Here is a 12,787-nt window from a genome sequence, read left to right on the forward strand (position 1 = left end):
GCAGCTGCTTCATTGCGCCCAACGCAGTTGCGTAGGCAGGGGTGAAACGGGTTCCGGCGCCGGCGGTTCGCCGGGCAGGGACAGAACACGGTTGAGCACTTCGGTTTCCAGTGCGGCGAGGCGATGCGAGCCACGGACACGCGGGCGCGGCAGTTCGACGTGCAGGTCGAGGCCGACTTCGCCGTCCTCGATCAGGATCACCCGATCGGCAATCGCCACCGCTTCACTGACGTCATGGGTCACCAGCAGCACGGTAAAACCGTGTTGCTGCCACAGCCGTTCGATCAGTTGCTGCATCTCGATGCGGGTCAGGGCATCCAGTGCGCCGAGCGGTTCGTCGAGCAGCAGCAGGCGCGGCTGGTGAATCAGCGCCCGGGCCAGCGCCACGCGCTGCTTCTGGCCACCGGACAATGCCGCCGGCCACTCATTGGCGCGATCAGCCAGACCCACGGCTTCCAGTGCATCCAGCGCTTGCTGGCGCCAGTTGCCCTTGAGGCCGAGACCGACGTTGTCGATGATCCTTTTCCACGGCAGCAGCCGCGCTTCCTGGAACATCAGCCGCGTATCGTCGCGCGCCTGGCTGAGCGGCGCGGAGCCGGCCAGCAGCTCGCCGCCAGTCGGTTGATCGAGGCCGGCGAGCAAGCGCAAGAACGTGCTCTTGCCACAACCGCTGCGCCCGACCACGGCGACAAACTGCCCCGCCGGAATGTGCAGATCGATGTCGCGCAGCACCTGGCGCGCGCCGAAGGTTTTCTGCAGGTTGCGCACCGCCAGTGGAATCCCGCGCAACAGGCGTGGAGGTTGTTGAGCGGTCATGCCGCACCTCCCTTGGCAACCTGATAGGCCGGATGCCAGCGCAGCCACACACGTTCAAGTCCACGGGCGGCGAGGTCGGCGAGTTTGCCGAGCACCGCGTAAAGCAGGATCGCCAGCACCACCACATCGGTCTGCAGGAACTCGCGGGCGTTCATCGCCAGATAGCCGATGCCGGAGCTGGCCGAGATGGTTTCAGCGACGATCAGCGTCAGCCACATGAAGCCCAAAGCGAAGCGCACGCCAACCAGAATCGACGGCAACGCACCCGGCAGAATCACCTGCCAGAACAGGCTGAAACCGCTCAGACCATAACTGCGCGCCATCTCCACCAGCGCCGGGTCGACGTTGCGGATGCCGTGATACGTGTTCAGGTAGATCGGGAACAAGGTGCCCAGCGCCACCAGAAAAATCTTCGCTGACTCGTCAATGCCGAACCACAGGATCACCAGCGGAATCAGCGCCAGATGGGGCACGTTGCGGATCATCTGCACCGAGCTGTCGAGCAGGCGCTCGCCCCACTTCGACAGGCCGGTGATGAAACCCAGCACCAGACCAATGCTGCCGCCGATGGTAAAACCGAGTGCCGCGCGCCAGCCGCTGATCGCCAGGTGCGTCCAGATCTCGCCGCTGCGCACCAGACTGACACCGGCTTCGATTACCGCCACCGGTGCCGGCAGAATCCGTGTCGACAACCAGCCCGTCGACACCGACAACTGCCACACCGCCAGCAGCAACACCGGCAACGCCCAAGGCGCGAGGCTGTGGATAAATTTGTTCATGGCCGCGCCTCAGCTCTGCGATGCGGCTTTGGGCAGGATGTCGTTAGCGACCATCTCGCCGAACGGGCTGACATAACCGGCGCTCTTCGGCAGTTCCGGGCGTTCGACATCGAGGTGCGGGAACAGCAGCTCGGCCACGCGATACGATTCTTCGAGGTGTGGATAACCGGAGAAGATGAAGGTGTCGATACCAAGATCGGCATATTCCTTGACCCGCGCTGCCACGGTCGGGCCATCGCCGACCAGCGCAGTACCGGCACCGCCACGTACCAGACCGACGCCGGCCCAGAGGTTGGGGCTGACTTCGAGGTTGTCGCGGCTGCCGCCGTGCAGCGCGGCCATGCGTTGCTGGCCGACCGAATCGAAGCGCGCCAGCGAAGCCTGCGCACGTTGGATGGTGTCGTCGTCCAGATGCGAGATCAGCCGGTCCGCTGCCTGCCAGGCTTCGGCGTTGGTTTCACGGACGATCACATGCAGACGAATACCGAAGCGCACGGTGCGGCCGAGCTTGGCGGCTTTGGCCCGGACTTGTGCGATCTTCTCGGCCACCGCGGCCGGCGGCTCGCCCCAGGTCAGGACCATCTCGACCTGCTCGGCCGCCAGATCCTGCGCCGCTTCCGAAGAGCCACCGAAATACAGCGGCGGACGCGGTTGCTGGATCGGCGGATACAGCAGCTTCGCGCCCTTCACGCTAATGTGCTCGCCGTCGTAATCGACGGTTTCGCCTTCCAGCACACGGCGCCAGATACGGGTGAATTCCACCGAAGCCTGATAACGCTCTTGGTGATTGAGGAACAGACCGTCGCCGGCCAGTTCTTCCGGATCGCCACCGGTGACCAGATTGAACAGCGCACGCCCGCCGGACAAACGATCCAGCGTCGCTGCCTGCCGCGCCGCGACCGTCGGGGAAATGATCCCGGGGCGCAGGGCGACGAGGAATTTCAAACGCTGGGTCACCGGAATCAGTGAGGCCGCGACCAGCCATGAGTCTTCGCAGGAACGCCCGGTGGGAATCAGCACCCCGCCAAAACCCAGACGATCCGCCGCTTGCGCGACCTGTTGCAGATAACCGTGATCAACCGCGCGGGCGCCTTCGGCGGTGCCAAGGTAATGGCCGTCGCCGTGGGTAGGCAGGAACCAGAAGATATTGAGGCTCATGGAGTGGTCTCCTTGTGGATTCGAATTACTGGGCTGGGGAGCTTTGGGCCACAGCGGCCGGCGGGGTCCAGATCACATCCTTGATGCTCAACGGCTTGGGAATCAGCTTGAGCTGGAAGAACGTGTCAGCGATTTTCTGTTGCGCAGCGACCACTTCCGGGGTCAGGAACAACGCGCCGTAGCCCTGGCGTTTCACCGAGGTCAGGGTGATGTCCGCCGGCAGGCCCAGCAGTGGCGCGACCTGTTGCGTCACGTCTTCGAGATTGGCTTGCGACCATTCACCCACCGCGCGCACCTCTTCGACGAGGGTCTTGATCACCTCGGGATTTTTCTGCGCGTAAGGTTTGGTCGCGAGATAGAACTGGTGGTTGTCGACGATGCCTTTGCCGTCACGCAGGGTGTGCGCTTGCAGTTGTTTCTCGGCAGCGGCCTGGTACGGATCCCAGATGACCCAGGCGTCGACACTGCCACGTTCGAACGCAGCGCGGGCATCGGCCGGTGGCAGGAACACGGTCTGAATATCGCTGTACTTAAGGCCGGCGTCTGACAGTGCACGCACCAGCAGGTAGTGCACGTTGGAGCCTTTGTTCAGGGCGACTTTCTTGCCCTTGAGGTCGGCCACCGATTTGATCGGCGAGTCCTTCGGCACGAGGATCGCTTCGCTGTTCGGCGCTGGCGGTTCATAGGCGACGTAGAGCAGATCCGCGCCAGCGGCCTGGGCGAAAACCGGCGGGGTTTCGCCGGTCACGCCGAAATCGATCGAGCCGACGTTGAGGCCTTCGAGCAGCTGCGGGCCGCCGGGAAACTCGGTCCATTGCACGTCGACGCCTTGCGCGGCGAGGCGTTTTTCCAGCGTGCCTTTGGCTTTGAGCAGCACCAGCGTGCCGTACTTCTGATAACCGATCCGAAGGGTCTCGGCTTGAGCTTGGGTAATGGCGCCGAAGGTGACAGCCGCAGCAAACAGAGCGACCAGACCACGACGCAAAAATACAGTGCGCATAGCGCTCTCCTTTTTGCTGTTGGGTTTTGGCTGCACCTGCTTGCCCGTTGGCGGGCGAGTAAGGCCAGTACTTCAAATTTCGATGAGGCTTAAATGCTCCAGCGAGCACTCAACAAACGTTCGTTCAGCAGGCCCGGCTCCAGCGGTTTCGGCCGGCGCGCCATGGCACCGACGAACTGGTCCAGGGCCTCGTGCAAGCGCTGCTCCAGGGCCGGCGCCAGTTGCGCGGCGGCACTGCCTTCGCCGTAAGCGATCTGGCTGTCCTCGGCGAAAATGCCCTGAAGCATTTCCTGCGCTTTGAGTGCCGACAGCACAGGCTTGAGCGCGTAATCGACCACCAGCATGTGGGCGATGCTGCCGCCGGTAGCCATCGGCAAGACTACCTTGTGATTCAAGGCACGCTCGGGGAGCAGATCCAGCAGGGTCTTCAGCGCTCCGGAAAACGAGGCCTTGTACACCGGCGTGGCGATCAGCAGGCCATCGGCGTTTGCGATCTGTTGCAGCAGGTCGAGGACCTTCGGGCTGTCGAAGCGCGCGTGGAGCAGATCCTCGGCCGGGAAGTCCCGCACCTGATAACTCACCACTTCCACCCCTTGCTGTTGCAACCAGCGTTGCGAACGCTCCAGCAGCACCCCGGAACGGGAGCGCAGGCTGGGGCTGCCACCGAGTGAGACGACCAGCATTGCAGATTCCTTTAAGCGTTACGGGCGATTCGCAGGCTGCGATCTCGCTTCAATGGCAGTGACCTTACCAGCTGATTTATATATCCATAAATCATATTTATTCATTTGGTTATGCATTTAAGAGATATACCGCTGCGCAGAATACAGGCGAAAAAAAAGCCGTCGAAACGGCCGAAATTCCCCTGCGTAGTCACACGAAGATCGTTTCCACGCTCTGCGTGGGAATGAATCCATGGACGCTCCGCGTCCACTGTGACGCGGAGCGTCACGGGCGGCATTCCCACGCAGAGCGTGGGAACGATCAAAATCTCACTGACTTATTTGTTCGGCTGCGGCGTCAGGCGCAGGTACGGCTTCACCGCGCGATAGCCTTTGGGGAAGCGCTGCTTGATTTCGTCCTCATCCTTGAGCGACGGCACGATCACCACCTCTTCACCGTCCTGCCAGTTGGCCGGGGTGGCGACCTTGTAGTTGTCGGTGAGCTGCAGCGAGTCGATCACCCGCAGGATCTCGTGAAAGTTGCGCCCGGTGCTCGCCGGATAGGTAATGGTCAGGCGGATCTTCTTGTTCGGATCGATGACGAACAGTGAACGCACAGTCAGCGTGTCATTGGCGTTCGGGTGGATCAGGTCGTAGAGATCGGAGACCTTGCGATCGGCATCGGCCAGGATCGGGAAGTTGACGATGGTGTTCTGGGTTTCGTTGATGTCCTCGATCCACTTGTGGTGCGAGTCCACCGGGTCGACCGACAGCGCGATGGCCTTGACGCCACGCTGGCTGAATTCATCCTTGAGCTTGGCGGTGAAACCCAGCTCGGTGGTGCACACCGGGGTGAAGTCCGCCGGGTGGGAGAACAGCACGCCCCAGCTATCGCCCAGCCATTCGTGGAAACGAATCTTGCCGGCGCTGGAGTCTTGTTCGAAATCGGGGGCGATGTCGCCGAGTCTGAGGCTCATGGTGCTGCTCCTGATGAGGGATGGGAGACAACAACTGTAGCTCGTGATCGAACAGCGTGAAAAAGAATAAATAACTAGATATCTAGATCATTAATGAATATTAAACATCTGTTCATTGGACACCGGCCGGCATCGCGACGAATATCGGTTGCAAGGTTCGAGAAGGCCTTGAGTTGCAGCAAAGAGGGAAATCGAGAAGGGCTTACGGGGGTGAGCCTGACTCGAAACGCAAAAGCCCCGTCCGGCGCGATGCCGGACGGGGCTTTTTTTGCTTCAGTTACTTGGTCGAGCTGTTACAGCAGCGGGATCGAGTAGCTGAGGATCAGGCGGTTTTCGTCCTGGTCGCGTTGACCGGCGATGTCGTTGCGCCACGTAGCGTTTTTCCACATGAAGCCGACGTTCTTCAACGGGCCTTCCGGAACAACGTACGCCACGGTCAAATCGCGTTCCCACTCGGAGGCGCCATTCGAGGTTTGCACACGACTACCGTAGGTATCAATGTTGTCGCCGCGCAGATAAACCATGCCAGCGGTCAGGCCTGGCACGCCAACTTTGGCGAAGTCATAGGAGTAGCGTGCCTGCCAAGTGCGCTCGCCGGCACGGTTGAACTTCTGGATCTGCATGTCGGTGATCGTGTAGTTAGACGAGCCGTCACCCTGGTTCAGCCAAGGGAAGTCGCTGCTGCCGTTGCTCACCTGATAGCCGCCACCAAAGGTGTGACCGGCAACGGTATAAAGGAACAAGCCGCTGTACAGGTTGTTGTCGACCTTACCTTTGCCGTTACCCAGCGTACTGTTGCCGTACGCACCGTTGCTGAAGTAGTCCGAATCGTTGCCATTGCGGCCGTCATCGGAGCTATTGAAGTACCGGAAGTCGGACTTCAACACACCTGGGCCAATCGACCAGTTATGCACCAGACCCAGGAAGTGTTGCTTGTAGAAGTTTTCCAGGTTGCCGTAGTAGTACTGGGCCGTCAGATCCTTGGTGATTTTATAGTCACCACCGGCGTAGATGAACTTGTTGCTGTTTGTGGTGCGCGCAGTTGCGCCACCGATCGACAGCTGTTCATTGTTGCTGGAGTTACGACCTTTCACGTGCTCGATCTGGCCACCGACCAGCGTCAAGTCCTTGATCTCGCCGGAAGTAATCTGGCCACCCTGCCAGGTTTGCGGCAGCAGACGACCGTCGTTGGTGACGATGACCGGGTTCTTCGGCTGCAAGGTACCCAGCTTCAGCTCTGTCTGGGAAATCTTGGCTTTAGCCGTCAGACCCAGGCTCGAGAAGTTATCAACAGCTTCGCCATTGGATTTGCTTGGGAATACAGTTCCGCCGTACGAAGTCGAGGTCGCACCGTTGGTACCACCGCCCGAATCCAGGCGAACGCCCAGCAGACCGATAGCATCGATACCAAAACCTACGGTGCCTTGGGTGTAGCCGGAGATGAAGCGCAGATCGAAGCCTTGGCCCCATTCTTCGTTCTTGCTCTGCACACCGTTACGCTTGTTAGCGGGACTATTGGCAGCGCTATCACGGTTATCGTTGTTGATATAGAAGTTACGCAGCCCCAGAGTAGCCTTGCTGTCTTCGATGAAACCGGCGGCGCCTGCCTGCTGCGCCATAACCCCAACGGCCACAGCCAGGGCCAAGGTGGACTTGTTCATGTATCGCTCCTCTCGTTCTAATTCTTGTGTTCCTGGTTCGGGGTCGATTTGCCCTGAATCCTAAGATGCGCGATTAGCGCCAGACCGTGACTGCCAAGTCAATCGTAACCTTGTGTGTCTACGACCATCGTCTAATCGCCAGTGATTGGGTCCCTGCAGCGTAAAGACTTCCTGATAATCCCAAAAAGAATTTATTCGTCCTTTTTCATGCCATTCAGGCATATGGCCCATTAATGGCCATCCGCGCCGGGAAACAGCGTATCGGCGCCTAAGCTCATTCCTAAATGGTATTTGCTGACCTTTTTTTAGATCGATTAGCTTTGCCGTACTCCCAACACGGCAAATCCCATCGAAAAGGCGACGCATCATGGCGAAACGCGCACTATCAAGTCAATTTGTTACAGTTTGTGTGTCGGCACTGTTTTCTTTTTCCGCACATGCCGCCGGTCTGACGGTCGGCTACCAGACCGGGATCGATCCGAGCAAAGTGCCGCAGGCCGATGGTGTCTATGAAAAAACCATCGGCGAGAAGATCGACTGGCGTCGTTTCAACAGCGGCCCGGAAGTCGTCACTGCCATTGCTTCTGGCGACGTGCAGATCGGCAACCTTGGCTCAAGCCCACTGGCAGCAGCTGCTTCACGCAATCTGCCGATCGTGGCGTTTATCGTTTCGGCGCAGATCAATGCCGCCGAAGCCTTGGTGGTGCGCAACGGCAGCGGCATCGACAAACCACAGGACCTGATCGGCAAGACCATCGCCACGCCGTTCGTGTCGACCTCGCACTACAGTCTGCTTGGGGCGTTGAAGCACTGGGGCTTGACTACCTCGCAAGTCAAAGTGGTCAATCTGCAACCGGCCGAGATTGCCGCCGCCTGGAAGCGAGGCGACATCGACGGGGCGTTTGTCTGGTCGCCGGCACTGGGCGAGATCCGCAAGACCGGCAAGACCCTGACCGACGCCGCACAGGTCGGCCAGTGGGGTGCGCCGACCTTCGAGGTGTGGGTGGCGCGCAAAGACTTTGCCGAGAAGCATCCCGAGGTCGTGGCCAAGTTTGCCAAGGTCACCCTGGACTCGTTCGCTGATTACGCCGCACACAAAGACAGCTGGACGGCCGACTCGGTGCCTGTGCAGAAAATCGCCAAATTGACCGGTGCCAACGCAGCAGATGTGCCGGAACTGCTGGCCGGTTCGGCGTTCCCGGATGCCAAGGCGCAGCAAACCACGGAGCTGCTGGACGGCGGCACCGCCAAGGCCATTGCCGAAACGGCGAAATTCCTGAAGGAACAAGGCAAGGTCGAGACGGTGCTGCCTGATTATTCGCCGTACGTCAGCGCCAAATTCATCACTGACTGAATGCAGAACCCTGTGGTGAGGGTATTTATCCCCGCTGGGTCGCGTAGCGACCACCTATGTTTTCACTTGGAAATGCTAGGGGACTGCTGCGCAGTCCAGCGGGGATAAATCCCCTCGCCACAGACCTCGCTGTTGTTCAGAGGGTCTTTTCGAAGATCTTCGAGTTGCGCTGATAGTTGTACAGCGACGCCCGTGCCGCTGGCAGGCGTTCCACGCTGCTCGGCTCGAATCCGCGCTCGCGGAACCAGTGCGCGGTGCGCGTGGTGAGTACGAACAGGGTTTTCAAACCCTGCGCCCGCGCGCGGGTTTCAATGCGTTCGAGCAATTCGTCGCCGCGTCCGCCATGGCGGTATTCCGGATTCACCGCCAGACACGCCAGTTCACCGGCATCGGAGTCGGCAATCTGATACAGCGCCGCACAGGCGATGATCATGCCTTCGCGCTCGACCACGCTGAACTGCTCGATCTCGCGCTCCAGCACTTCCCGCGAGCGGCGCACCAGAATGCCCTGCTCTTCCAGCGGACTGATCAGGTCGAGCAAACCGCCGACGTCTTCAATCGCCGCTTCGCGCACCAGTTCGAACTGCTCTTGCGCCACCAGCGTACCGCCACCGTCACGGGTGAACAGCTCCGTCAGCAGTGCGCCGTCTTCGGCGTAACTGACGATATGACTGCGCGCCACGCCGCCACGGCAGGCTTCGGCGGCGGCATCGAGCAACTCCGCTTGATAGTTGCTCATGCCCAGACGCTGCAAATGGGCCGGCACTTGCTGTGGGCGCAGTTCGCGCACCAGTTTGCCGTTCTCGTCGATCAGGCCGAGCTCGGCGCCGAACAACAGCAGCTTGTCCGCGCCCAGATCAATCGCGGCGCGAGTGGCGACGTCTTCGCAGGCAAGGTTGAAGATCTCGCCGGTCGGCGAATAGCCCAGCGGCGACAGCAGCACGATCGAGCGCTCGTCGAGAAGGCGGTTGATGCCCTTGCGATCAACCCGACGCACTTCACCGGTGTGGTGATAGTCGACACCTTCCAGCACACCGATCGGCCGCGCGGTGACGAGGTTGCCGCTGGCCACGCGCAGGCGCGAGCCCTGCATCGGCGACGAGGCCATGTCCATCGACAGCCGCGCTTCGATGGCGATGCGCAACTGGCCGACCGCGTCGATCACACATTCCAGGGTCGCGGCATCGGTGATGCGCATGCCGTGATGGTAATGCGGGGTCAGGCCACGGGCGGCGAGGCGGGTTTCGATCTGCGGGCGCGAGCCGTGCACCAGCACCAGACGCACGCCCAGACTGTGCAGCAAGACCAGGTCGTGGACGATATTGCCGAAATTCGGATGCTCGACGCCGTCGCCAGGCAGCATGACGACGAAGGTGCAATCGCGGTGGGCATTGATGTAAGGGGACGCGTGGCGAAGCCAATTAACGTATTCGGGCATGAACCTGGGCCTGTAATAAAGAGCAGCCGAAAAAAGGGGCGAAACGAAAAACGCACAGCGGGCTGATGGTTATCGTCGGAACAGGCTTGGCGACACGCGCGCTCTCCTCATGAATACGGGTTGTGGTGCAGGCAATTTACCGGGTTGATGCAAGACATTTAACCCTGTGGCAGCGTGCCTGCTCGCGAAAGCGGTGGATCAGGTTCATCAATGGCGCCTGACAAAACGCTTTCGCGAGCAGGCTCGCTCCCACACAGGGCCGTCATCGTTCGTCTGTCGTCAGGCAATAATGTTCAATCAACTGCCGGATCAGATGCACGGTAGGCTGCAAACGTGACATTTCAAGGTACTCGCCGGGTTGATGCGCGCAGGCAATGTCGCCGGGGCCGAGGACGATGGTTTCGCAGCCGAGGCGCTGAAGATAAGGCGCTTCGGTGCCGAACGCTACTGCTTCGGCGCGATGGCCGGTGAGCTTTTCGGCGATGCGCACCAGTTCGGCATCCTCTGACTGTTCGAACGGCGGCACTTCCGGGAACAGCGGTTTGTAATCGATTTTCACCTTATGCCGCTCGGCCACCGGGTTGAGCTTGCGCAGGATTTCCGCGCGCAGCAGGTTCGGGTCCATGCCCGGCAGCGGCCGCAGGTCGAACTCCAGCGAACACTGGCCGCAGATGCGATTGGGGTTGTCGCCACCATGAATGCAACCGAAGTTCATCGTCGGTTGCGGCACGCTGAATTGTGGATTGGTGAATTCGCGCTGCCACAACAGGCGCAGGCCGCGCAGTTCGCCGATGGCATCGTGCATCGCTTCAAGCGCGCTGTGGCCCAGACGCGGATCAGACGAGTGGCCGCTCTGCCCGAGAATGTCGATGCGCTCCATCATGATGCCTTTGTGCATGCGGATCGGCTTGAGCCCGGTCGGTTCGCCGATCACCGCCGCGCGGCCCAGCGGTTGCCCGGCCTCGGCCAGCGCGCGGGCGCCGGACATCGAGCTTTCTTCGTCGCAGGTGGCGAGGATCAGCAGCGGTTGCTTGAACGGCTGATCGAGCAGCGGCCGTACGGCTTCGATGATCAGCGCGAAGAAACCCTTCATGTCGCAGCTGCCCAGCCCGACCCAGCGGCCATCAACCTCCGTGAGCTTGAGCGGGTCGGTCTGCCACAACGCGTCGTCGTACGGCACGGTGTCGCTGTGCCCGGCCAGCACCAGGCCGCCGGGGCCGCTGCCGAAACTGGCGAGCAGATTGAATTTGCCGGGGCTGACCTGCCGGATATCGCAGCTGAAGCCCAGGTCACCAAGCCAGCCAGCGAGCAGATCAATGACGGCGCGGTTGGACTGGTCCAGGTTCGGTTGAGTACAGCTGACCGATGGCGCGGCAATCAGCGCGGCGAACTGGTCTTGCATGGACGGCAATGGCATCACTGACTCCAGGTCCCGGATTGAGGCCCACTATAGAACCATCCGGCGCGCGGAATAAACCGCCGCAGGGCGTAGGAAGTTTGACTCCTGTACACTGCACGGCCTTGGCAGCCACACATTCCCCCGGCTGCGCTCCCGATTCTGGATGTTCCGGCCATGCAAAAAGAAACTGAAATCAAACTCCGCGTCAGCCGCGAAACCCTCGCTGCCCTGCGCGAGCACCCGCTGCTGAAGAAACGCAACAAAAGTGGCTGGGAACGCCGTGAGTTGATGAACCAGTACTTCGACACCCCCGAGCGCGACCTCGCCCAAGCCAAAGTCGCACTGCGCCTGCGCAAGGACGGTGACGAAGTGATTCAGACCCTCAAGACCCGTGGCCAAAGCGTCGCCGGTCTGTCCGAGCGTAACGAGTACGACTGGAAACTGCCGAAAGCCAAGCTCGACGTAAAGAAACTCGACGGCGAATGCTGGCCCGAGGCATTGGCCGAGCTGGACAAGAAAACCCTCAAGCCGATCTTCACCACCGATTTCGTCCGCGAGCGCGCCGAAATCGCCTGGGGCCGTGGCAAGACCAAAGTGGTCATCGAAGCCGCGCTGGACCTCGGTCACGTGGTGGTTGGCAAGCAGAAGGAAGAGATCTGCGAGCTGGAACTGGAACTGCGCGAAGGCGAGCCTGCGGCGCTGCTGGAACTGGCTGCCGAACTGGCCGAAACCCTGGCGCTGATGCCATGCGATATCAGCAAGGCTGAGCGCGGTTATCGCCTGCACGACGCCAACAGCTACTCGCTGAGCCTCCCGGCGCCGCAGCTGACCAGCGAAACCCGTCTCGACGACGCCTTCGCCGCGCTGAGCTGGCATCTGCTCGGCAGCAGCCAGCGTCTGGCTGAACAATATCGTTTCAACGGCCACTGGCGCCTGTTGCAGGACTGGGTCGAGAACCTCGCGGAAATGCGCGCCCTGCTCAGCAGCCTCGGCCAGGCGGCGCCGCGTCAGTCGACCCACGATTTGCGCGTGGCCCTCGATGCCTTGCTCGAAGACTGGCGCCCGTTGGTGCAGGTCGGCATCGAGGACGAAGACGTGCGCAAGGCCGCGCCTGAGCAGTTCCTCGAAGAGCTGGAAGACCCGCGCTGGGGCCAGTTCTCGCTGAACGCTTCACGCTGGCTGCTGGCCCGCACCTGGACCGCCGACCGCAATACTCGCGGTAATCGTCAGGGTGACGCGCAATTGCACAGCTGGTTGCCGCGTCTGCTCGGCGAAGAAGCTACTGCTCTGCAGCTGCAACGCTATCAGCAGCAGCCGGAAGATCTTGCTGAACAACTGCCGCGTATCGAGCGCATTCAGGTCTGGTTGCACCATGCGCGCAACGTGCTGGACATCCCGGAAATGGATCGCCTGTACGGTGAGCTGAACAAACTGGCGCAACTGGCCAACGAGCCGACCATCACCGACGAACTGCTCGATGCACGCAAGCATCAGGCGATTGCGGTGTACCAGAACCGCGCCTGGAAAATCCTCCTGCGCATGT

Annotated in this window: 11 protein-coding genes; 2 read left to right on the forward strand and 9 right to left on the reverse strand. The window is 60.9% G+C overall.

What is annotated here, in order from left to right:
- Positions 1-9: 9 nt before the first annotated feature.
- The 7 genes from ssuB to D8U82_RS01030 all read right to left on the reverse strand — a co-directional run bounded on the left by ssuB (position 10) and on the right by D8U82_RS01030 (position 7,053).
- A complete protein-coding gene (ssuB, locus tag D8U82_RS01000) occupies positions 10-816 on the reverse strand; it encodes an aliphatic sulfonates ABC transporter ATP-binding protein (protein WP_016772655.1) in 807 nt (268 codons plus the stop codon).
- On the reverse strand, positions 813-1,595 hold the full coding sequence (ssuC, locus tag D8U82_RS01005) for an aliphatic sulfonate ABC transporter permease SsuC (protein WP_122612327.1): 783 nt from the start codon (positions 1,593-1,595) through the stop codon (positions 813-815). Before ssuC ends, ssuB begins: the two co-directional genes overlap by 4 nt.
- 9 nt (positions 1,596-1,604) lie before the next feature.
- Positions 1,605-2,753 carry an FMNH2-dependent alkanesulfonate monooxygenase gene (ssuD, locus tag D8U82_RS01010; RefSeq protein ID WP_130901495.1) on the reverse strand — a complete coding sequence of 383 codons (1,149 nt, stop codon included), beginning with the start codon at positions 2,751-2,753 and terminating at the stop codon, positions 1,605-1,607.
- A gap of 25 nt (positions 2,754-2,778) precedes the next feature.
- Positions 2,779-3,753, reverse strand: coding sequence for a sulfonate ABC transporter substrate-binding protein (locus D8U82_RS01015; protein WP_130901496.1), 975 nt, complete (start codon positions 3,751-3,753; stop codon positions 2,779-2,781).
- An 89-nt stretch (positions 3,754-3,842) separates the two neighbouring features.
- On the reverse strand, positions 3,843-4,436 hold the full coding sequence (ssuE, locus tag D8U82_RS01020; protein WP_130889098.1) for an NADPH-dependent FMN reductase: 594 nt from the start codon (positions 4,434-4,436) through the stop codon (positions 3,843-3,845).
- Between the two features lie 317 nt (positions 4,437-4,753).
- On the reverse strand, positions 4,754-5,392 hold the full coding sequence (locus D8U82_RS01025) for a peroxiredoxin (protein WP_024014725.1): 639 nt from the start codon (positions 5,390-5,392) through the stop codon (positions 4,754-4,756).
- 293 nt (positions 5,393-5,685) lie between these two features.
- Complete coding sequence (locus D8U82_RS01030; RefSeq protein ID WP_071172168.1) at positions 5,686-7,053, reverse strand: OprD family porin; 1,368 nt, start codon at positions 7,051-7,053, stop codon at positions 5,686-5,688.
- A 364-nt stretch (positions 7,054-7,417) separates the two neighbouring features.
- Here D8U82_RS01030 and tauA point away from each other — a divergent pair, with 364 nt between their 5' ends.
- Positions 7,418-8,407, forward strand: coding sequence for a taurine ABC transporter substrate-binding protein (gene tauA, locus D8U82_RS01035; RefSeq protein ID WP_125925403.1), 990 nt, complete (start codon positions 7,418-7,420; stop codon positions 8,405-8,407).
- A gap of 136 nt (positions 8,408-8,543) precedes the next feature.
- Here tauA and argA read toward each other — a convergent pair whose 3' ends face one another.
- Both argA and argE read right to left on the reverse strand, forming a co-directional pair.
- Positions 8,544-9,845 carry an amino-acid N-acetyltransferase gene (argA, locus tag D8U82_RS01040; protein WP_016772647.1) on the reverse strand — a complete coding sequence of 434 codons (1,302 nt, stop codon included), beginning with the start codon at positions 9,843-9,845 and terminating at the stop codon, positions 8,544-8,546.
- Positions 9,846-10,107: 262 nt separating this feature from the next.
- Positions 10,108-11,262: an acetylornithine deacetylase gene (argE, locus tag D8U82_RS01045; protein ID WP_130901497.1), complete on the reverse strand. Its 1,155-nt coding sequence runs from the start codon at positions 11,260-11,262 to the stop codon at positions 10,108-10,110.
- 156 nt (positions 11,263-11,418) lie between these two features.
- On the opposite strand from argE, the gene D8U82_RS01050 reads away from it, so the two are divergent.
- Positions 11,419-12,787, forward strand: a 1,369-nt coding sequence (locus tag D8U82_RS01050; RefSeq protein WP_122612321.1) for a CYTH domain-containing protein, incomplete at its 3' end; no start/stop codon positions are given.

Source organism: Pseudomonas sp. Sample_23 (genome assembly GCF_004307595.1).
GTDB classification, from domain to species: Bacteria; Pseudomonadota; Gammaproteobacteria; order Pseudomonadales; family Pseudomonadaceae; genus Aquipseudomonas; species Aquipseudomonas atacamensis.

Bases quoted from the DNA above. Each gene is read 5' to 3' on its own strand.
- ssuC (WP_122612327.1), bottom strand. From the start codon at position 1,595: ATGAACAAATTTATCCACAGCCTCGCGCCTTGGGCGTTGCCGGTGTTG.
- ssuE (WP_130889098.1), bottom strand. From the start codon at position 4,436: ATGCTGGTCGTCTCACTCGGTGGCAGCCCCAGCCTGCGCTCCCGTTCC.
- ssuB (WP_016772655.1), bottom strand. From the start codon at position 816: ATGACCGCTCAACAACCTCCACGCCTGTTGCGCGGGATTCCACTGGCG.
- D8U82_RS01015 (WP_130901496.1), bottom strand. From the start codon at position 3,753: ATGCGCACTGTATTTTTGCGTCGTGGTCTGGTCGCTCTGTTTGCTGCG.
- D8U82_RS01025 (WP_024014725.1), bottom strand. From the start codon at position 5,392: ATGAGCCTCAGACTCGGCGACATCGCCCCCGATTTCGAACAAGACTCC.
- argA (WP_016772647.1), bottom strand. From the start codon at position 9,845: ATGCCCGAATACGTTAATTGGCTTCGCCACGCGTCCCCTTACATCAAT.
- argE (WP_130901497.1), bottom strand. From the start codon at position 11,262: ATGCCATTGCCGTCCATGCAAGACCAGTTCGCCGCGCTGATTGCCGCG.
- D8U82_RS01030 (WP_071172168.1), bottom strand. From the start codon at position 7,053: ATGAACAAGTCCACCTTGGCCCTGGCTGTGGCCGTTGGGGTTATGGCG.
- ssuD (WP_130901495.1), bottom strand. From the start codon at position 2,753: ATGAGCCTCAATATCTTCTGGTTCCTGCCTACCCACGGCGACGGCCAT.